This window comes from Rhizobium sp. CNPSo 3670 (assembly GCF_057784555.1).
The window spans coordinates 79,039-98,306 of sequence record NZ_JBXSOL010000018.1 but is presented as its reverse complement, the minus strand read 5'-3'; the positions used below and the strand labels follow the sequence as shown (position 1 = coordinate 98,306).

Genomic DNA, 19,268 nt, shown 5'->3' with positions numbered 1-19,268 from the left:
TGTGCCATAGCGGCGGTGACCAATCATGAGAATGGACCACGCCCGTGACGAGACTTGACGTCGAAAGCGCCGAAGAGGCAATGCGCAGCCTCTTTCCGGCAACGCCGCTGCAGCTCAATGACCATCTCTCGGCCCGCTACGGTGCCGATATTTGGCTGAAGCGCGAGGATCTGTCGCCGGTGCGCTCCTATAAGATCCGCGGCGCCTTCAATTTTTTCCGCAAGGCGATCGGGCAGGGGGCGGCCGGCAAGACCTTCGTCTGTGCCTCGGCCGGCAACCACGCCCAAGGCTTTGCCTATGTCTGCCGTCATTTCGGCGTGCCGGGCGTCGTCTTCATGCCGGTGACGACGCCGCAGCAGAAAATCGACAAGACCCGCATGTTCGGCGCTGAATTCATCACTATCCGGCTGTTCGGCGACTTTTTCGATCAGTGCTATCAGGCGGCGCGCGAGCATGTCGAGGCGGTCGGCGGCGTCATGGTGCCGCCCTTCGACCACGCCGATATCATCGAGGGGCAGGCGACGGTCGCTGCCGAGATCATGCAGCAGCTGCCCGAGGGAACCGTGCCCGATATGGTCGTTCTGCCCGTCGGCGGCGGTGGACTGGCCGCCGGCATCACCGGTTATCTCGAGGGCATCGTGCCGAAATCGGCCTTCGTCTTCGCCGAACCGGCCGGTGCGCCAAGCCTCAGGCGCAGCATCGAGGCAGGCAAGGTGACGACGCTCGCCAAGGTCGACAATTTCGTTGACGGCGCAGCGGTCGCCCGCATCGGCGACCTGAATTTCGCCGCCCTTCGCGATTTTCCGGCAAGCCAAGTGCAGCTGATGCCGGAAAACGCCATCTGCGTCACCATCCAGGAGATGCTGAACGTCGAGGGCGTCGTGCTGGAGCCGGCGGGCGCCCTGTCGCTGACGGCAATCGCCGCGATGGACGCCCAACCGATCCGCGGCAAGACCATCGTCGCCGTCGTCTCCGGCGGCAATTTCGATTTCGAGCGCCTGCCTGACGTAAAGGAAAGAGCCATGCGTTACGCAGGCCTGAAGAAATACTTTATCCTCAGGCTGGCCCAACGTCCGGGAGCGCTCCGGGATTTCCTCAATCTGCTCGGCCCCGACGACGATATCGCCCGCTTCGAATATCTGAAAAAATCGGCGCGCAACTTCGGCTCCATCCTGATCGGCATCGAAACCAAGGCGCCTGAGAATTTTGCCCGGCTGGTTGCAAATTTCGAAGCTTCCGGCATGGGTTACGAGGATATCACCGAAAACGAGATCCTCGCTAACCTGATCATTTGACTTGGCGATCGGAAGGGCGTCGTGCTAGAGACACGACATGGCTTCGTTCATTTCAAATCTCTTTTCGATGTTCTCCGGCGGCGGCAAACCGGCCGGTGAGGCGGCAGCCCCGTCCAGCGAGCCGCAGCTTTATGGCGATTGCACGATCTATGCGGAGCCGCGCAAGGAGGGCAGTCAGTATCGCCTTGCCGGCCGTATCGAAAAGAAGGTCGGCGACGAGGTGCTGGTGCGCAATTTCATCCGCGCCGATATGTTTTCCTCCTCCGACGACGCGATCGAATGCACGGTGCGCAAGGCGCAACAGATTATCGATCAGCATGGATCGTCACTCTTCGGTGATGGCGAGAAGATCCGTCAGGTCTGAAACATGATCCCGGCCCGACCGGTGCCGGATATCGCGGGAATTTTCCTCCCTTTCAATCGTATGTCCTCGGTTCTGACTCCGGTCATGTGATCTTGCACACGCAATCTTAAAGGATTGCGGCGAAAGCTATCGCTTGCAGGATTTGCGGGGCCGCTCTTGTGCTTCAATTTTTCAGACGATCGATCAAAGGATCCGCTGTCGTGATCGCAGTGCCCGCCCGGCCGCGAAGACGCCTCCCGGACGTCTCGGTGCCGTGATGGAGGCTCTCAACCTCGCGCTCTTCGTCGTCGAAGCCATCGCCTATTTCGTGCTGATGGTGACGCTTCTGCATTTCCGCCATCGGCTTGGCCTCGGGGTTTTCTTAACGGCGCTCGGCGTCATGCATTTCATGGAGACTTATCTGGCGGCGGTCTTTTACGTCTCGCTGCCGTTCGGCGATGTGTCGCCGGGCTCATCCGTCTTCTTCTCCGGCAAGCTGATGATGATCCTGATGCTGTATCTGTGGGAGGATGCCGCGACGGTGCGCCAGCCGATCTACGGCCTGTTTCTCGGCAATCTGCTGACCGTCGGCATCGCCTGGGTGCTGCAGTTGCACCAGCCGCTGCAGCTGTCGTCGAACCACACGCCCGACGTCGATTTCCTGAAGGAGATGGGCTGGCTGATGATCTGGGGCACGGCGCTACTCTATGTCGATTCGCTCGGCATCATCCTGCTCTATGAAAAACTCGGCGATTTCTTCCGCAGGCGTGTCGTCCTGCGTTTCATGATCTCCGGCTTTGTGCTGCTGACTTTCGATCAGGTCGGCTTCTTCGCCGCGCTGCACTATTTCCTCGATGTTCCGGTCGCCGTATTCTGGGGTGGCTGGAAGGCGAAGATGCTCTCCGTCTGCCTTTATGGGGCGATGTTTGCTATCTATGAATATCGAATCCGCCGCCTTGGCGCTGACGCCGCCGCGCGCTCCATCAGCGACGTCTTCGGTGATCTCACATTTCGCGAGCGCTATAACGAGCTTCTGGAGCGCACCGGCCGCGATATGCTTACCGGCGTCTATGACCGTACACGCATGGAACTCGAAGCGCCGGTGATGCTGCGCGAGGCCTTGAGGCAGGGGCTGCTTGCCACCGTCCTCATTATTGACGCCGATCACTTCAAGGATGTCAACGATGGTCATGGCCATCTTCAGGGCGATGAGGTGCTGAGGGCGATAGCCGCCCGTCTCGGCACGACGCTGCGGTCCAGCGACCGCATCTTCCGCTTCGGCGGCGAGGAATTCGTCGCCGTCTGCCCCGGCACAAGCCATGAGGAAGGGTTGCTCCTTGCCGAACGCCTGCGCTGGACGATCGAGACCAGCGTCAAAACACCGGACGATAAACCGGTCACGGTCAGCATCGGCGTTGCGACCGCTGACGAGGACGGCATCAGCTTTACGACGGTGCTCACCGCCGCCGACGGCAGGCTCTACGCGGCAAAGAAAAGCGGCCGCAATTGCGTCGTCGGCCGCTCCGCCATGGTGCAATCAAGTTAGGCGGCGGGTCGCGTCACCCACCGCAGCGCGGCGTTGCGGTGTTTGGGATGTTGAGAAATCGAACAGATTCCTTCAAGCCTATGGTTTTTGCCACCCTCAATGTGGCAATCGTCCTATTTCGTATTGCTCACCCGCGCCATGCGTAAGAGTTGAGATAAAGTAGCCGTAGCAAGGCTGGCTGCGCAGGGAGCGGGGGCTGGGCAGGTTTTGCCAACCCCTGCTGCAGTCAGGCGGCACGGAAGATCTTGGCGCCCGACGGCGCGCTCGTCATGCCGCCATCGACGGTGATTTCTATGCCGGTGACGTTGGCAGAATCGTTCGAGGCGAGATAGAGGGCTGCCTTGGCGATTTCCTCGGCTTCGCTCATGCGGCCGAGCGGGCTCAGGCCGCCCATGCGAGCCTCGAGCGCCGACATCGCATCTTCCGTTGGTGCCATCGGCGACCAGATCGGCGTCTTCGTGCCGCCTGGCGTCACCTGGTTGACGCGGATGCCGCGCGGCGCAAGTTCCGACGCCATATTGCGCGTCATGGCGCGTACCGCAGCCTTCGTCGCCGCATAGGCCGACCAGCCGGGAGCGCCGAGCACGGCATGCACCGAGCCGTTGAGGATCACCGAGCTGCCGTCGCTGAGATGCGGCAGGGCCGCTTGCACGGTGAAGAACACTGCGGTCAGGTTGGTGTTGATGATCCGATTGAACTGCTCCGGCGATGTGTCACCGAGGGGTGTTGCGCCGCCGATGCCGGCGTTGGCGAAGACGATGTCGAACTTACCGACCTTCGCGGCCGCTTCCGCAAAAGCCTTCTCGGTGGCGACGGCATCGGTGACATCGACCTTCAGCGCCAGCACACCGGCCCCAAGCGCCTTTTCGGCGGCGGCAAGCGTTTCCGGGTTGCGGCCGGTGATCACCACCTTGGCACCCTCGTCGATGAAGACTTTGGCAGTCGCAAGACCGATACCGCTGTTTCCGCCGGTGATCAGGGCGACCTTGTTTCTTAGACGCATGATTCATGCTCCTCTTGGAAATGACAACGATCTGGATTACGATCGCTATCTATAAGGATTATGATTGAAATCCACATGAGTCAAGAGGCAATACGGGAGAGTCCGATGGGCCGTTCGCAGCTGGAAAAACAGAAGACGCACGAGAAAATCGTCGAGACTGCGTCAAAGCGGTTGCGCGAAGAGGGGTTGGAAGGCATCGGCGTCGCCGACCTGATGAAGGAGGCCGGGCTGACCGTCGGCGGCTTCTACAAGCACTTCGCCTCCCGTGACGATCTCGTCGCCGAAGCGATCGAGTCCGCTTTCGATTCATGGGGGCGCAGGCTGGAAGCAGAGGGTGTGGACCCCGCGAAGATGACGGCTGCCGATGTCGCCGATCGCTATGTCAGCGCCTATCATCGCGACAATCCTGGCGAAGGCTGCCCTTTCGCCGCGCTGACCTCCGATATCGCGCGCAGCAGCGAGAAGGCGCGGCGCATTGCCACGGAGCGGCTCGAACGCAATTTCCAGGCATTGGCCGGCAAGGCCACGGGAGCAAATGGAGGGGAAAGACGGCGAAAGGCAATTATGGCTTTCGCCATGATGGCAGGCGGCGTCGGCCTTGCCAGGGTTTCCTCGGATGACGCTCTTTCGGGCGAAATCCTGGAGACGATCCGGGATTTCGTCGCCGATATCGGCAAATGACGAACGGCCGGCAGGTGCCGGCCGTTCAATGGAGGGTTCTGAAGCCGATCAGGCTGCGAGTGCGATTTCCTCGACGCGCGACTTGGCGGCGCCGATGGCCTTTTCGGCGGCTTCCGGGCCGAAAGCAAGGCCTTCGACATAGATGGTCTCGATATCGGTGATGCCGAGGAAGCCGAGAACCGATTTCAGGTAAGGCACGGCATGGTTCAGGGGAGCAGCCGGTCCCTGCGAGTAGACGCCGCCGGAAGCAAGCACAACATAAACCTTCTTGCCGGTTACGAGGCCGACCGGGCCGCTTTCCGTGTACTTGAAGGTCACGCCGGCGCGGGCGATATTGTCGATCCACGTCTTCAGCGACGAATAGATATTGAAGTTGATCAGGCCGGTGCTGATGACGATCGTGTCGGCGGCAAACAGTTCGGCGACCAGTTCGTCGGAGGTCTTGATGGCTGCGATCTCTTCGGCGGTGCGGGCCTCCGCCGGCTTGCGGATCGCGCCGGTGAAGAGGTCGTCGATATGCGGCAGCGGAGTGGCGGCAAGGTCGCGGCGGACGACGACGCTGCCCGGCTTCTGGTTTTTCAGCTTCTCGGCGAGATCGGCGGCGATCGGGGTCGAGAGCGATTCGGCACGCGGGCTGGACGTCAGAAGAAGAATGGACGACATGGATCATTTCCTTTCGAATTGAACGGAACGGCTCGTTGCTGGGAGATGAGCCGCGGTGTCGAACAGGAAAATAAGTCTGGCCTGCTATCGAAAAAACGGAGATAATGTCGATCGAAACTATCGATGGAATGGATGGAAGATGCTTCCGAACCCCACCCTGGATCAATTGCAGGTGTTTTTGACCGTTGCCGAAACCGGCAGCTTCTCGGCCGCTTCGCGGGCACTGAACCGGGCGCAATCGGTCATCAGCTATACGATCGCCAACTTGGAGGCGCAGCTCGAGGTGGCGCTGTTTGAGCGTTCTGGCGCACGTCAGCCGAAGCTGACCGAGGCGGGCAAGGCGATGCTCGAGGATGCGCGTCGCATTCTGGGTGACCTGCAGGTCATGCGGGCGCGCGTCAAGAGCCTGAGGGAAGGGCTTGAAGCGGAAGTTTCCGTAGCCATCAGCGTCATGGTGCCCTCGCGGGCCGTGGTGGACGTGCTGCACGAATTCCGCGAGAGGTTTCCGACCGTTTCATTGAACCTCAATGTCGGCGAGCTCGGAATGGTCATGGATCTCATATTAACGGGCAAGGTGACGATCGGCATCGGCGGCGCTGTCCTCAAGCAAGATGATTCGCTCATCACCGAGCGAATCGGCCACTCCTTCATGTTGCCCGTTGCCGCGCCCAACCATCCGCTTGCCCAAATCAGCCGGCCCTTGACACTCGCCGACGTGCGCGAGGAAGTGCAACTCGTCGTTAGCGACGCCTCAGGCCGCACGAAGGGGCGGGATTTCAACGTCCTGTCCTACAAGACCTGGCGTGTCAGTGATATCGCGACGAAACATCAGCTTATCAAGGCCGGGCTGGGCTGGGGCGGTCTTCCGGCTTCGATCTTGCATGACGACTTGCGGAGCGGCGCGCTCGTCCATCTCGATCTGGATGCCTATGAGCAGGGCGAGTATGCCATCTATTCGATGCGCCAGCTTGCGAACCCGCCCGGACCTGCCGCTGCCTGGATGATCGAGGCGTTCCGCACCCGGCTTTCCTTCTGCCCCAACCAAGCCGATTTCCACGCCCAGATGGCGGAACTGCGCGACACCGTCTCACCGCTTGCGGCCGAATGACGAAGGCGCGGTGGCCGCGACTTCGCTGTCTGTCTGCGCTTAAAGGACCAGCCGGAACTTCGAGAAGCCGTCGGCACCGTCGCCGGCTTCCTCGATCTTGACGCTCTTGACTGCAGCGAGGAACTGTTTTGCCTTCGGGCCGCTGTCGAAGGTAACGGTCGTGCCCGGCAGCGGCTTGAAGGTCCAGTTCGCATCGGCCGACGGATTGATCGTGCCTTGGTCGTGGACATAACGGACGATGACGTCGCGATTGGTATCAGGCGCCTGGAAGATCACCTTATCCGCTGCAATCTCTGGGAAACTGCCGCCGCCGCCGGCGCGGTAATTGTTGGTGACGACGACGAACTTCTGAGCCGGATCGATCGGCTTGCCATTGAAGGTGAGATTCTGGATGCGGTTTGCATCCGGATTGATGGCCTTGCCGGAGGAATCATATTTCGGCGGCTGCGACAGGTCGATCTGATAGGTCACCCCGTCGATGACATCGAAATTATAGGATGGGAAGTCGTTGTTGAGCAGCGGCGCATCCTTCGATCCGGCTTTGATGTGATTGAACATGCCGGCCGACATTTCGAGCCAGTTCTTCACTTGCGCGCCGGTGATGGCGACAGCCTGCACCGTGTTCGGATAGAGGTAGAGGTCGGCGACGTTCTTGATGGCGATATCGCCGGCCGGAACGTCGGTATAATAATCCGCGCCGCCGCGACCGCCGGCCTTGAAGGGAGCCGCAGCCGAAAGCACCGGCAGATCCTTGAATTCGGTGTCGGCGAGCATCTGCTTGATGTACCAGGTTTGAGTCTGGCTGACGACCTGGACGGAAGGATCGTCGGCGACGAGCGCGAAATAGGAATAGAGCGGCGCGGAGGTCTTGCCGACGGGCGTGCGGACATAGGCGAGCGTCGCCTCATGCTCTGATTTGGCGGCCTCGACCACCTCTTTCTTGTCGGCGTAATCGGCAACTACTTTCTTCTTGTCGTCGCGATGATAGATCGGCCGGGCTTCCGAGGTGAAATCGACGATCTTCCAGCTGTTGCCGTCCTTTTCCAAGAGCAGGTCGATAAGGCCGAGATGCGAGCCCCAGAAGCCTGCCATCACGGCGGGCTTGCCATGCAGTGTGCCCTTGACCGGGTCGGCATTGGCGATGCCGTCCCAGCTCTTCGGGCCGGGGAAGACGAGATGTTGGTGACCGGTGAAGATCGCGTCGATCCCCTCGACTGCGGCCAGATGCAGCGACGCGTTTTCCATTCTTTCGGATGGCGCGGCTCCGTCGATGCCGGAGTGGGAGAGTGCGATGACGATATCGGCGCCTGCCTCCTTCATCGCTGGGACCCAGGCTTTGGCGGCCTCGACGATGTCCCGCGTCTGCGCCTTACCCTCGAGGTTCTTCATATCCCAGAGCATGATCTGCGGCGGCACGAAGCCGATGAAGCCGATCTTGACCGGGCTCTCCTTGCCGGCGCCGTCCTTGATCTGCTTTTCCACGATGACGTAGGGCTTGAAGAAAAGGTCGTCCTGCTTCGGGTCCGAGGCGAGCTCACCTTTGGTCAGGTTGGCGCAGACAAAGGGAAAGTTGGCGCCCGACAGCACCCTGAACATGAAGTCGAGGCCGTAGTTGAATTCGTGATTGCCGAGCGTGCCGACGGTATAGCCGAGCGTGTTCATCGCCTTGATCACGGGATGGACGTCGCCGTCCTTCATGCCGTGCTGATAGGCCATATAGTCGCCCATCGGATTGCCCTGCAGCACGTCGCCATTGTCGACCAGCAGCGAGTTGATGGCCTCGGCGCGGATCGCGTCGATGATCGTTCCGGTGCGCGCCAGACCCATCGTGTCGTTCGGCTTGTCGGCATAATAGTCGTAGGGGAAGACGTTGACGTGAATGTCCGTCGTTTCCATCAGCCGGAGATGCGCCTGGTTGGCGCTGGCGCGCGCGCTGAAAGGGTGCAGCAGCACGAGGGCGGAGGTGGCGGCAAGGCCGCCAAGCAAGGAACGGCGGCTCATCAAGCCAACGTCGAAAATGGAAGACATGGAAGCTCTCCTTCAAAGATCGTGCATCGTCCGGCTCCTCAGAATTAGGACGATTTGGCGAGGAGTACACTGCGAAAATGACAGCACGGCAAGCAATCAGTGGCAAAGGCGCAATGGTTTTGAAACGCAACTTGTAGTCTCAGGCCGTATCCCTTGGGAAGGGGGCACGAGCAGGGTCGTGATTGCAAAGGGCAAAGATTTCGGAGGCAACGCGTCCAGTGCGGAAGACAACGCGGAGACGTTTACGGCGGCGATACGGAAAGTCGCTGGCGGCGGCAGATCCTCAATCTCCATCGCCTGCGGGCGGCACCAGCACCAACCGGAGCTCCTGACCGATCTCAGCCGCTCCTCGGCGTAATAGCGGTGCGGCCTTACGCTTTCAGCGTCGACGGATGAGGTGGGCGGTCGCCGCCGGTCGCGGCTCTCAGCTGACGAACCGCCAGCACCGGCCGTATTTCCTTATGGAAAAAGCGGAAATAGGAGGCGACCTGTGCCCGCGCATTCGAATTCACATCGAACTGCACGCCGATGCGGCCATTGTGCTTCCAGCGGATGATCCCTTCGAGCAGTCCGAGATTTTCGGCTTCGATGCGCACCTTGCTGCCGGAAGCGGCATGGAGCGGCGTCTTCGTCTCCAGGGCGGCGCCGGTCACCGACAGGTTGAGAATGCGGACATCCACTTGGCTGTTCAGATATTTGACGCTGCCGAAGACACGGCAGTTTTGCCGGTCGGCCTTTCTTGCCGTGATTTTCAAGTTGCGGGTCATACTGTCTCCCTTGGATACAGTCGGAGAGCATAGCGCCCGAAAATTGAAATGGTTTTAGTGGCTTGGCTAAAATTGCAGTGAAACTGTCAGTTAGGGTTACTGCATGTCACGGAGATGCGTGCAGCGATTCTGGAAGCCAATCTGTGTAAAACGGGCTAACGCAGGTCGACACTCAATCAACTGCGACGCCGCTGGCTTTGGCAGCCCTGCGTCCCACAACATGTTCTCGCCAGACCGTGAAGATGCCGGCGGCGACCACGATCGCCGAGCCGACGATCGTGTTGAGGCTCAGCGTTTCGCCATAGATCGTCACGCCGATGATCGAAGCGTAGACAAGCGACAGATAGGTCAGCGGCTGGACGGCGGCGGCATCGAGACTATCGTAGGCGCGGATGAGGAAATAATGGCTGGAAATGCTGGTCATGCAGACGAGCGCCATCCAGCCCCAGTCGCCGGATGACATCCAGCTCCAGTAGAACGGCCCGATCAGCGTCATCGCAACGGCGCCGACGACACCGGTATAGAAGAAGCTGGTCGTCGAAGAATCGTCGCGGCTGACGAGCCGTGTGGAGATGACGTAGAAGGCGAAATTGAAGCAGGAGGCGACGGCGAGAAGCAGCTTCACGTCGAAAAAATCGCCTTCCGGTTTCAGGATCAGCAGCACCCCGAAAAGCCCGGCGCCGATTGCCGCCCATCGCCGCCATCCGACGCGCTCGCCGAGGATCGGCATTGCCAGCAGTGCGATCAGGATAGGCGTCGCGGAAAAGATCGCCTGCGAACGGGCAAGGCCGATCACGGCAAAACATGTGATCGCCAGAACCACCTGAACCGCAAGCAGCAGGCCGCGGGCCACCTGCAGGGCGGGGCGTTTGGTGCGAGTCGTCGCCTTGAGACCACCGCGCATCTTCGAAGCGAGAATGATTGTGAAAAGCCCGAAGGCCCAGTAGCGGATCATCGTCACGAAGATCGGCGGATAGGCGGATGCCAGATGTTTGGAGATGGCGTCCTGCAGCGAAAAGATGGACAGCGCCAGCAGGGCGAAAATGTAACCGTGGGTCTTCGATTTCATGACATGCCAATAAGCGGGAGACGCCCGCGCGCGCCGAAAGTCTGGTCAGGCATTCTGAAAATAAGCAAGGCCTCAAAGCCCCACATTCAGCCTGTCGATGATTTCTCTGAGCGCGAAACTCGAATTGATCTTGACCACATGGGGAAGGGCCGACAGCCAGTCGCGATGGATACGCTCATAGTCTTCGAGATCGCGGGCGGCGACCCTGAGGATGTAGTCATATTCGCCCGACATCAGGTAGCAGACGAGCACGTTCGGGCAGAGCTTCACCGCCGACTCGAACTCCGCCAGCGTCTTGGCGAACTGGCCCGAGAGGGAAATATGCACGATCGCGATCATCTTGTAGTCGAGCGCCTTGTGCGAAAGCCGCGCATGGTAGCCGTCGATGACGCCGCTCCTTTCAAGAATGTCGAGCCGGCGCGAACAGGCCGAAGGGGAAAGCCCGATTCTTTCGGCGAGCTCGGCATTGGTGATGCGGGCATTGGCCTGCAAAACCTTCAGAATCGCAAGATCGATGGTATCGAGTTCGGCCATTCGAAGAACTTTCGAAGAGAGAGGGTTGCGACGCAATAATCACCGAAAAATCGCGTTTGCGCAAACCGTCTTTGCAAGGACATTTCGCAGCCTTGGTGGTTGGATTGGCCGCAGAGGAGATCCGCGACCGCGGAGACAAAAGGAGAGGAACGCGAAATGCGTGTCGGTTGCCCGAAGGAAATCAAGAATCATGAATATCGCGTCGGGCTGACGCCTGCTTCGGTGCGCGAATATGTGGCGCACGGCCACGAGGTCTGGGTAGAGACCAAGGCGGGAGCCGGCATCGGCGCCGATGATGCCGCCTATGCCGCGGCTGGCGCGAAGATCGCCGCCTCCGCCAAGGATATTTTCGAAAAGTGCGACATGATCGTCAAAGTCAAGGAGCCGCAGCCTTCCGAATGGGCCCAGCTTCGCGATGGTCAGCTGCTCTACACCTATCTGCATCTAGCGCCCGATCCCGATCAGACCAAGGGTCTTCTCGCCTCCGGCGTCACCGCAATCGCCTATGAGACGGTGACCGACGAGCGCGGCGGCCTGCCGCTGCTGGCGCCGATGTCCGAGGTCGCCGGGCGCCTGTCCATTCAGGCCGGGGCGACTGCCCTGCAGAAGGCCAATGGCGGTCTCGGTGTCCTGCTCGGCGGCGTGCCCGGCGTGCTGCCGGCCAAGGTCGCCGTCATCGGCGGCGGCGTCGTCGGCCTGCATGCCGCCAGAATGGCCGCCGGACTCGGCGCCGATGTCAGCATTCTCGACAAATCCCTGCCGCGCCTGCGTCAGCTCGACGACATCTTCGCTGGCCGTGTCCACACCCGTTATTCCAGCATCCAGGCGCTGGAGGAGGAGGTCTTCTCGGCCGATCTCATCATCGGTGCCGTGTTGATCCCGGGTGCTGCCGCTCCGAAGCTCGTTACCCGCGAGATGCTGTCCGGCATGAAGAAGGGCGCCGTCATCGTCGACGTCGCCATCGACCAGGGCGGCTGCTTCGAAACCTCGCATGCGACGACGCATTCCGACCCAACTTATGAGGTCGAGGGCGTGGTGCATTATTGCGTCGCCAACATGCCCGGTGCAGTACCGGTCACGTCGGCGCATGCGCTGAACAACGCCACGCTGGTTCATGGGCTTGCGCTTGCCGACCGCGGCCTGCGCGCCATCGCCGAGGACAAGCACTTGAGGAACGGCCTCAACGTGCACAAGGGGCGTATCACCAACAAGCCGGTCGCCGAGGCGCTCGGTTATGAGGCCTTCGCGCCGGAGAGCGTTCTCAACGTAGCGTAAGCTGCTTGACCCTCGGTCAGGTGAGGGCGCCGGTCTCTGCCAGGGCCGGCGCCTTTGCCTTGTCGATCCGACACTGGAAGCAATTGTTGCGCGCCGATCGCACATGCACATAGGCGATGTCGGCTCGTGCCAGCAGCTTTTCGCCATAGGCCTCAATTTCGCTGACCAGGGTCACCGCGCCGGTACCGTACACGATGCGGTTGTTCTCATTGTAGCCGCGGACGATGAAGTCGCGGCTCGTCGTCAGCACCGGCGGCAAAATCTCTTCGGCGGCGTAACGCCGGCAGGGCTGTTTGTGGAGGAAAATGGGCCCGGTTTCGGCATAGGGCTGCAGCTTCGGGAAGGGCCGGTAGGCGAAAACCAGCATCTCCTCGCCCTCTTCGATATTCTGCAGGCAATGGCGGCAAGGATTGCCGTCACCGTCTGATATCATCGTCTCGGGCAGGTTGTCATAGGCATCACGGCCACCGTTCCAGAGGACTTCGGCATCGGCGGTCGGCATTGCGGCAAAACGAATGGCGGTCATGGAAATCCCCTTTGTGATCGCCATGAAATTGCGCCTGGACCTCCGCCCGAGCCACCCGTTTCTTGCCTGTGTTGTCGTTTGCGGAGATCGTCGCGGCAAACTCAGTTTCCGACGTCGGGGCATTCCTCGACGTTTGGAGGAAGTTTCTACCTCTCCTCCCTCATTCCTGTCCTCGCATCAAGTCCGAGGACAGGAGTGAGGGCGGCGAGCGACCGGAAAGCAATCAAACCGTCAGCTTTTCCGCGCAAGTTCCAGGAGCTCCTTGTCACTCAGCGGCCGCACAATGCCGGTGCCGGTCGAGACAGGGGAAAAGCCGTACATCTGATAGAGCTGCAGCGCGCGCGGATGGTCGAGATTGTTGGTGGTCGTGGTGACGCGCTTCGGATCGAGCGCCCAGATGGCATAGAGCGCCTGCAGCAGAAACCATTTGCCGATGCCGAGCCCGAGCGCATGTTCGATCAGGCCGAAATGGCTGAGTTCAATCGTCTCCTCGTCCGCGCAGAAATACTCGTAGAAGCCGGCCGGTGCGCCGTTCACGTAGAGGACGCTGATATTGTTGCGCTTGTCGTTCAGCATTTCTGCCAGTTGCTCGTCGCTCATGCGCAGCCGGTCCACCCACTGCCAGCGCGCGCCCACCTGTCGATAGAGATAGCGGTAAAAGGGCAGCGGTATGCCTGGCGCACGCATGATCGCAGTCTGGATATTGACGGGCACCGGCATGCTGGCCTTGGGCGCCGCCGTCATTTCGAGACGGGTAATATGAGCTTTGAGCGAAGTGGGCGTCTTTGCCATGGCGGTCAGGCTTTGACCGGCGTCGGCGGACCGGTGACCACAGGCGTATCGTCACGACTGCCCCATTCGCTCCATGAGCCGTCGTAAAGCTTGTTGTCGTAATGGCCGAGGGATTCCAGCGCCAGGGTGATGATCGCGGCCGTGATGCCTGAGCCGCAGGAGGTGACGACCGGTTTGGAGAGATCGATTCCGGCCTCTTCGATGGTCTGCCTGAGTTCGGGCAGCGATTTGAACCGGCCCTGGTTGGCGAAGACGCCGGAGGGCAGGCTTCGGGCGCCGGGCATATGGCCGGAGCGCATGCCGGCACGCGGCTCGGGTTCGGTAGCGGCGAAGCGGCCGGCGCTACGGGCGTCGGCAATCTGCATCGCGCCGCTTGAGACGATGTCGCGCATGCTGTCCAGCGTGACGACGCGGCTCTCATCGAAGTCAGGCGTAAACGTCGCCGGGGCATAGTTGGGGGCCGCTGTTTCGAGCGGACGGCCCTCAGCCTTCCAGCCGTCGAGACCTCCGTCGAGGACGAAGACGTTCTTTGCCCCCATCACCCGGAAGAGCCACCAGACGCGGGGCGAGGCAAACACGCCGATACCGTCATAGACGACGATGCGATCATTCTCGCTGATGCCGAGCTTGCCGACTTCGGCGGCGAAATAATCGGGCGAGGGTATCGTATGCGGCAGCGCCGTCGAGTGGTCGGCGAACTTGTCCTGATCGAAGCGGATGGCCCCGGGAATATGGCCGGCGGCATATTCGGCATCGGCGTCGCGCTTTTGCGCCGGCAGGTAGAAGGAGGCGTCCAGCACGCGCAGATCCGGCTTGCCGAGCTCGGCTTGCAGCCATTCGGCCGAGACAACGAAACGGCTCTTGCTCTCAGTCATTATGGTCTCCCCTTGTCAGGCTTCTACGCCGGGCGTGCCGAAGCGGATGCGGAAACGCCGGTTCTCCTTGCCCTTCTTTTCGATCTTGGCGATGTGGATCTGACCGATTTCCTGCGTCTCCGAGACATGTGTGCCGCCGCAGGGCTGGCTGTCAATCGAGGAGTTCTCGCCGATACAGACGAGGCTGACCCGACCAAGCCCCACCGGCGGGCGCACGTTCTTCGACTTGACGATGTCCGGATTGGCCGCCAGCTCGTCATCGGTGATCCATTGCAGATAGACCGGGTGGTTCTGGCCGACCAGTTCCATCAGCTTGGCCGTGACCTCGTCCTTGTCGATCGTTTCGCTCATGTCGAAATCGACGCGGCTTTCTTCCTCGCCGACGGCGGCTCCGGTGATCGGATAGGAGCAGATGACCGACAGCAGGTGGCAGGCCGTGTGCATGCGCATCAGCCGGTAGCGGCGCGGCCAATCGACATGCAGCACCAGCGTCTCGCCGACCTCCGGCCGCGGCTCGTTTTCGAGCGGCACGTGGATGATGACATCCTTGCCGGCGCCGTGTTTTGTCTGGCCCAGTGCGATCTTGGTTCCGTCGGCGCGTTCAAGCTGGCCAGTGTCACCGGGCTGGCCACCCGATGTGGCATAAAAGCAAGTCTGGTTGAGCTCGATGCCCCCGTCGTCGTGAACGGCAGTGACGACCGCCTCGCATGTCGAGAGATAGAAGTCGTCGCGATAGAGGGCATTGACGGGCATGAGGTCTCACACGGGCTCGTAGGGAACGTGTATGTCGGACGAACCAGTCATCCAGCCGGGAACGGGTAGTCCCTTCGATCGCAGAAAATCCGGATTGAAGAGCTTGGATTGGTAGCGGTTGCCGTAGTCGCAGAGGATTGTCACCACCGTGTGACCGGGCCCGAGATCGCGGGCGAGATTGACCGCGCCGGCGATGTTGATCGCTGTCGAGCCGCCGAGGCACAGCCCCTCGTTTTCCACGAGATCGAAAAGATAGGGAAGTGCTTCGGCATCGGAGACGCGATAGGAGAAATCGGGTGTGAAGCCCTCTAGATTGGCCGTGATGCGGCCCTGGCCGATGCCCTCGGTGATCGAGGATCCCTCGGATTTCAGCGTGCCGTTCTGGTAGAATTCATAAAGAGCAGCGCCGTCGGGATCGGCGATGCCGATCTTGACGTCGGGATTAAAAGCCTTGAGGCCGGCGGCGACACCGGCAAGCGTGCCGCCGGAGCCGACGGAGCAGATGAAGCCGTTGACCTTGCCGTCGGTATCGTTCCAGATTTCCGGCGCCGTCGTTTCGATATGCGCCTGGCGGTTGGCGACGTTGTCGAACTGGTTCGCCCAGATTGCCCCGTTCGGTTCGCTCTTCGCCATTTGTTCAGCAAGACGCCCGGACACCTTCACATAGTTGTTCGGGTTCTTGTAGGGAACGGCCGGCACTTCGACGAGTTCGGCGCCGAGCAATTTCAGCGCGTCCTTCTTTTCCTGGCTCTGGGTTTCCGGGATGACAATGACGGTGCGGTAGCCGAGCGCCTTGGCGACTAGCGTCAGCCCGATGCCGGTATTGCCGGCCGTGCCTTCGACGATGACGCCGCCGGGTCGAAGCAGCCCCTTCCGCTCCGCATCGCGGATGATGTAGAGCGCGGCACGGTCCTTGACCGACTGGCCGGGGTTGAGAAACTCCGCCTTGCCGAGAATGGTGCAGCCGGTTGCAGCGGAGGCGCCCTTGAGTTTGATCAGGGGCGTATTGCCGATGGCTTCGAGGACGGAGGGATGGAAGGTCATGGAATCTGCCTCTTTCGAACTCTTACTTTAGGAACGGTCTTTTCCCTTCACAAGGCTGTGTTGGCAAGAAATGCTATTCCATACCCCTGGTGGTCACGATAAAATTTCGCTTTCCTTATCCGAAATGGCCCGCGACGGCGATCCCACCGTGCCTTGGTGATCCGAAAACTGGCTTTCCCCGTATGGATGACGACAAAGCGACAACGGAACACGGGCGGCGGGCGTGGCCGAAACCGACATGATTCACGATCAGATCGACACGATCGATGCACCGAGGGCGCATTATGTCGCCGGTTCCTTGCCCGAGGGCTACGACGCGCGCCGGCCGGTCGACCATCCGACTCCGTTTAAGCCAACCCGAATGATTCAATTTAACCCGGAAAAGCTCTAGACGGTTCTTTCAACGACGAGCGCAGCCATTTCGGCCCCGGCGACATCTCGATTGCCGACGAAACTGTCGATCACCGGCCGGTTGCCGAAAGGACAGGCCTTGCATTGCCTTCGCGCTGTCCGACGGACCGATCCGGCTGACCCGGTCCATTCGTCAGATGATCGGCGACCTGATCGGCTGAAAGCAGCCACAATAGTGTGATAGAGCCGTAAATCCGGGAGGCGCAAAGAACTTCCGGGCCTGTTTTCGTGCTGGTCAGGCAGAGCCGGAGGAGCATGTCATGCGTGATTTCATCGCCCGTCCCGAACATGGAATCGTCTGGATCTCGAGCGCGAGCTCAGGTATCGGCCGGGCGCTTGCGCTGAAGCTTGCCGGCGAAGGATACAAGGTCGCCGTCACCGCCAGAAGCCACGAAAAGCTGGTCGAGCTGCAGGCCGAAGCCAGCGGCCTTTCCGGGAATATTATCGTCCTCGACGGTGATGTCACCGATGCCGAGGACATGGAACATGTCCTAGCCTCTATCGAATATGAGCACGGCACGCTCGCAATGGCGATCCTCAATGCCGGTATCTACCTGCCGGTCCACGCCGAGGATCTGAACCGCGCCGATTTCGAAAAGAGCTTTGCCGTCAATCTTTCCGGCGTCGTCAACTGTCTGTTGCCGGCGATCCGCCATATGAAGGCGAAAGGGCAGGGGCAGATCGCCATCGTCTCTTCCGTCACCGCCTATGGCGGCCTGCCGACGGGGGCTGCCTATGGCGCCACCAAGGCGGCGTTGATCAACATGGCCGAAAGCCTGAAATTCGATCTAGACAAGGTGGGCATCCGCATTCAGCTCATCAGCCCGGGCTTCGTCGACACGCCGACGGTGGGCAAGAGCGCCTTTCCTATGCCGGCGGCGCGGGTGTCGTCCGAGGAGGCTGCCCGCCAGATTGCCGCCGGGCTGAAATCGCAGGCTTTCGAGATCGCTTTCCCCAGACGCTTCACCACGATGTTGAAGCTGGCGCGTCTGCTTCCCTATGGCGCTTATTTCCCACTGATGAACTATCTGACTGGCTGGCGGCAGCGGCCGCCGCTAGATGGTCACCATCCGGTGATGCCACACCCTGCGGAATGATCAACGGTGCGGGAAGGCGGGTGGCCGGAACACGCGGATTAAAAATTGCGAAGGCAGTCTTTATCCGCCGCGACATGAAAAGGCCGGCATAAGCCGGCCTTTTCCGAGGTGGTGCGCTTTTGCACGACATGTTTCAAAGCGGTGACTGCTGCTTAGTTGTCGTATTCGCGGCAGGCTTCGCTGATCGATGCGCCGCTCTCACCGCCGCGCGTATCGACACCGGTCCCCTGCTGCGGCATGCCGGCGCATTCCATCGCCTGCGGCGGTCGGATGCTCTGGGTCGTGGTCGGATCGACGGGGGCGACCTGGACAGGGTGCATGCCATTGTCGCTGTTGGTGTAATCGGACGAATAGTTACCCGAACCCGGATCGGTCGAGCCGCCATTCGTCGGTCCGATGGGATCTGGATTCGACTGGGCAAAGGCTGACGATGCCATGCCGATCGCGAGCAGCGAAGCGGCAATGAGGGATTTGGTCATGAGGATATCCTCCTTTGATTTTCATCATGGATGACCTCTGGGTAACCACTTGCAGGATTCATTGTTCCGACGTTTTTTGAAAAACCTGCCCGCGGGCCTTGCATCGTTTACGACCCCGAGGAACGCTGCCATGACCTGATCGGCTTGCGCCTCTCCTGTGACTTGATCCTCACCTAGGCTTCCTAAGAAATGCAACGTCGCTGTCCTGCCCAGACTTGCAAAACGCTGCAATTTGCCGTTTCATCGCCGCCAGCAACGACCATCCGAAACTCCTCCTTAATGAGATACGCCCTTGTACCCGCCGATGCCCCACGGCTTCGAGAAGCCTTATGCCGCATTCCTCTTCGACATGGACGGCACCATCCTCAATTCGATCCTCGCCGCCGAGCGTGTTTGGAGCGACTGGGCAAGACGCCATGGGCTCGATGTCGCCGCCTTCTTGCCGAAGATGCACGGATCGCGTGGCATTGACACAATCACCCGGCTGAACCTGCCGGGCGTCGATCCGGAATACGAGGCAAGGCTGGTGACCGAGGCCGAAATTGCCGATGTCGGCGATGTCGTTGCCATTTCCGGCGCAGCCGCCTTCTTGGCTTCGCTGCCGCCGGATCGCTGGGCGATCGTCACCTCTTCGCCCTTGCGTCTTGCCCGCCGGCGGCTGGAAGCGGCTGGCCTGCCTCTGCCGAAATTCATGGTGACGGCGGAGGACGTGACGGTCGGAAAGCCCGATCCGCAATGTTATATTCTCGGCGCCGAACGCCTCGGCGTCAGCACGCGGGATTGTCTGGTGTTTGAGGATGTCGCAGCCGGCATCAAGGCCGGCGAGGCGGCGGGCGCCGATGTCATGGTCGTTACGGCAACCCATCACCAGAAGATGGAGACGCCGCATCCGACCATCTCTTCCTATGACGAGATCGCCGTCAACATCTCAGCCGACCATAAAATGCTTATCGTCCCGAGCGCAGCCTGACATCCGACC

At 60.7% G+C, this 19,268-nt stretch carries 21 protein-coding genes and 1 pseudogene; 10 read left to right on the top strand and 12 right to left on the bottom strand.

Features of this window, described 5'->3' with window-relative positions:
• Positions 1-44: 44 nt before the first annotated feature.
• The 3 genes from ilvA (at position 45) to AC13QO_RS19590 (ending at position 3,184) form a co-directional block, all read left to right on the top strand.
• Complete coding sequence (ilvA, locus tag AC13QO_RS19600) at positions 45-1,295, top strand: threonine ammonia-lyase (protein WP_488541573.1); 1,251 nt, start codon at positions 45-47, stop codon at positions 1,293-1,295.
• Between the two features lie 37 nt (positions 1,296-1,332).
• Positions 1,333-1,659 (top strand): HlyU family transcriptional regulator, encoded by a 327-nt coding sequence (locus AC13QO_RS19595; protein ID WP_488541572.1) that lies wholly within the window; start codon positions 1,333-1,335, stop codon positions 1,657-1,659.
• 253 nt (positions 1,660-1,912) lie between these two features.
• Entirely contained in the window at positions 1,913-3,184 is a 1,272-nt protein-coding gene (locus AC13QO_RS19590; protein ID WP_285193611.1) for a GGDEF domain-containing protein, read from the top strand.
• Positions 3,185-3,410: 226 nt separating this feature from the next.
• Here the strand turns inward: AC13QO_RS19590 and AC13QO_RS19585 are convergent, their stop codons facing one another.
• A complete protein-coding gene (locus tag AC13QO_RS19585) occupies positions 3,411-4,187 on the bottom strand; it encodes an SDR family oxidoreductase (RefSeq protein WP_488541571.1) in 777 nt (258 codons plus the stop codon).
• A gap of 105 nt (positions 4,188-4,292) precedes the next feature.
• Here AC13QO_RS19585 and AC13QO_RS19580 point away from each other — a divergent pair, with 105 nt between their 5' ends.
• Complete coding sequence (locus AC13QO_RS19580; RefSeq protein ID WP_488541570.1) at positions 4,293-4,868, top strand: TetR/AcrR family transcriptional regulator; 576 nt, start codon at positions 4,293-4,295, stop codon at positions 4,866-4,868.
• A gap of 48 nt (positions 4,869-4,916) precedes the next feature.
• Here AC13QO_RS19580 and AC13QO_RS19575 read toward each other — a convergent pair whose 3' ends face one another.
• Positions 4,917-5,531, bottom strand: coding sequence for an FMN-dependent NADH-azoreductase (locus tag AC13QO_RS19575; RefSeq protein ID WP_488541569.1), 615 nt, complete (start codon positions 5,529-5,531; stop codon positions 4,917-4,919).
• A 139-nt stretch (positions 5,532-5,670) separates the two neighbouring features.
• Between AC13QO_RS19575 and AC13QO_RS19570 the strand changes: the two genes are divergently transcribed.
• Positions 5,671-6,639, top strand: coding sequence for a LysR family transcriptional regulator (locus AC13QO_RS19570; protein ID WP_488541568.1), 969 nt, complete (start codon positions 5,671-5,673; stop codon positions 6,637-6,639).
• A 39-nt stretch (positions 6,640-6,678) separates the two neighbouring features.
• Here AC13QO_RS19570 and AC13QO_RS19565 read toward each other — a convergent pair whose 3' ends face one another.
• From AC13QO_RS19565 to AC13QO_RS19550, 4 genes are all read right to left on the bottom strand, one after another.
• On the bottom strand, positions 6,679-8,667 hold the full coding sequence (locus tag AC13QO_RS19565; RefSeq protein ID WP_488541567.1) for a bifunctional 2',3'-cyclic-nucleotide 2'-phosphodiesterase/3'-nucleotidase: 1,989 nt from the start codon (positions 8,665-8,667) through the stop codon (positions 6,679-6,681).
• 371 nt (positions 8,668-9,038) lie between these two features.
• A complete protein-coding gene (locus AC13QO_RS19560) occupies positions 9,039-9,434 on the bottom strand; it encodes a PilZ domain-containing protein (protein WP_085777886.1) in 396 nt (131 codons plus the stop codon).
• 172 nt (positions 9,435-9,606) lie between these two features.
• Positions 9,607-10,503, bottom strand: a complete 897-nt coding sequence (locus tag AC13QO_RS19555; protein ID WP_488541566.1) for a DMT family transporter — start codon at positions 10,501-10,503, stop codon at positions 9,607-9,609.
• 72 nt (positions 10,504-10,575) lie between these two features.
• Positions 10,576-11,037 (bottom strand): Lrp/AsnC family transcriptional regulator, encoded by a 462-nt coding sequence (locus tag AC13QO_RS19550; RefSeq protein WP_488541565.1) that lies wholly within the window; start codon positions 11,035-11,037, stop codon positions 10,576-10,578.
• A 156-nt stretch (positions 11,038-11,193) separates the two neighbouring features.
• Here AC13QO_RS19550 and ald point away from each other — a divergent pair, with 156 nt between their 5' ends.
• Positions 11,194-12,312: an alanine dehydrogenase gene (ald, locus tag AC13QO_RS19545; protein WP_097598695.1), complete on the top strand. Its 1,119-nt coding sequence runs from the start codon at positions 11,194-11,196 to the stop codon at positions 12,310-12,312.
• 16 nt (positions 12,313-12,328) lie between these two features.
• Here the strand turns inward: ald and AC13QO_RS19540 are convergent, their stop codons facing one another.
• The 5 genes from AC13QO_RS19540 to AC13QO_RS19520 form a co-directional block, all read right to left on the bottom strand.
• The gene (locus tag AC13QO_RS19540) at positions 12,329-12,838 is read right to left on the bottom strand and encodes a DUF1203 domain-containing protein (RefSeq protein ID WP_488541564.1); all 510 of its coding nucleotides are present in this window, start codon (positions 12,836-12,838) and stop codon (positions 12,329-12,331) included.
• A gap of 231 nt (positions 12,839-13,069) precedes the next feature.
• Positions 13,070-13,630: a GNAT family N-acetyltransferase gene (locus AC13QO_RS19535; RefSeq protein ID WP_488541563.1), complete on the bottom strand. Its 561-nt coding sequence runs from the start codon at positions 13,628-13,630 to the stop codon at positions 13,070-13,072.
• A 5-nt stretch (positions 13,631-13,635) separates the two neighbouring features.
• Positions 13,636-14,505 (bottom strand): 3-mercaptopyruvate sulfurtransferase, encoded by an 870-nt coding sequence (sseA, locus tag AC13QO_RS19530; RefSeq protein WP_488541562.1) that lies wholly within the window; start codon positions 14,503-14,505, stop codon positions 13,636-13,638.
• A 15-nt stretch (positions 14,506-14,520) separates the two neighbouring features.
• Positions 14,521-15,258, bottom strand: coding sequence for an alanyl-tRNA editing protein (locus AC13QO_RS19525; RefSeq protein WP_085777892.1), 738 nt, complete (start codon positions 15,256-15,258; stop codon positions 14,521-14,523).
• 6 nt (positions 15,259-15,264) lie between these two features.
• A complete protein-coding gene (locus AC13QO_RS19520; RefSeq protein ID WP_285193601.1) occupies positions 15,265-16,302 on the bottom strand; it encodes a cysteine synthase A in 1,038 nt (345 codons plus the stop codon).
• A gap of 223 nt (positions 16,303-16,525) precedes the next feature.
• Here AC13QO_RS19520 and AC13QO_RS19515 point away from each other — a divergent pair, with 223 nt between their 5' ends.
• The 3 genes and pseudogenes from AC13QO_RS19515 to AC13QO_RS19505 all read left to right on the top strand — a co-directional run bounded on the left by AC13QO_RS19515 (position 16,526) and on the right by AC13QO_RS19505 (position 17,810).
• Complete coding sequence (locus AC13QO_RS19515; protein WP_483315422.1) at positions 16,526-16,693, top strand: hypothetical protein; 168 nt, start codon at positions 16,526-16,528, stop codon at positions 16,691-16,693.
• Positions 16,690-16,874 (top strand): annotated as a pseudogene (locus tag AC13QO_RS19510) (transcriptional regulator); the annotation flags it as partial. The gene AC13QO_RS19515 and the pseudogene AC13QO_RS19510, both read left to right, overlap by 4 nt.
• Before the next feature lie 99 nt (positions 16,875-16,973).
• On the top strand, positions 16,974-17,810 hold the full coding sequence (locus AC13QO_RS19505; RefSeq protein WP_488541561.1) for an SDR family NAD(P)-dependent oxidoreductase: 837 nt from the start codon (positions 16,974-16,976) through the stop codon (positions 17,808-17,810).
• Between the two features lie 152 nt (positions 17,811-17,962).
• Here the strand turns inward: AC13QO_RS19505 and AC13QO_RS19500 are convergent, their stop codons facing one another.
• Positions 17,963-18,289 (bottom strand): hypothetical protein, encoded by a 327-nt coding sequence (locus AC13QO_RS19500; protein WP_097598688.1) that lies wholly within the window; start codon positions 18,287-18,289, stop codon positions 17,963-17,965.
• Between the two features lie 304 nt (positions 18,290-18,593).
• Between AC13QO_RS19500 and AC13QO_RS19495 the strand changes: the two genes are divergently transcribed.
• Entirely contained in the window at positions 18,594-19,259 is a 666-nt protein-coding gene (locus tag AC13QO_RS19495) for an HAD family hydrolase (RefSeq protein WP_488541584.1), read from the top strand.
• Positions 19,260-19,268 lie beyond the last annotated feature (9 nt).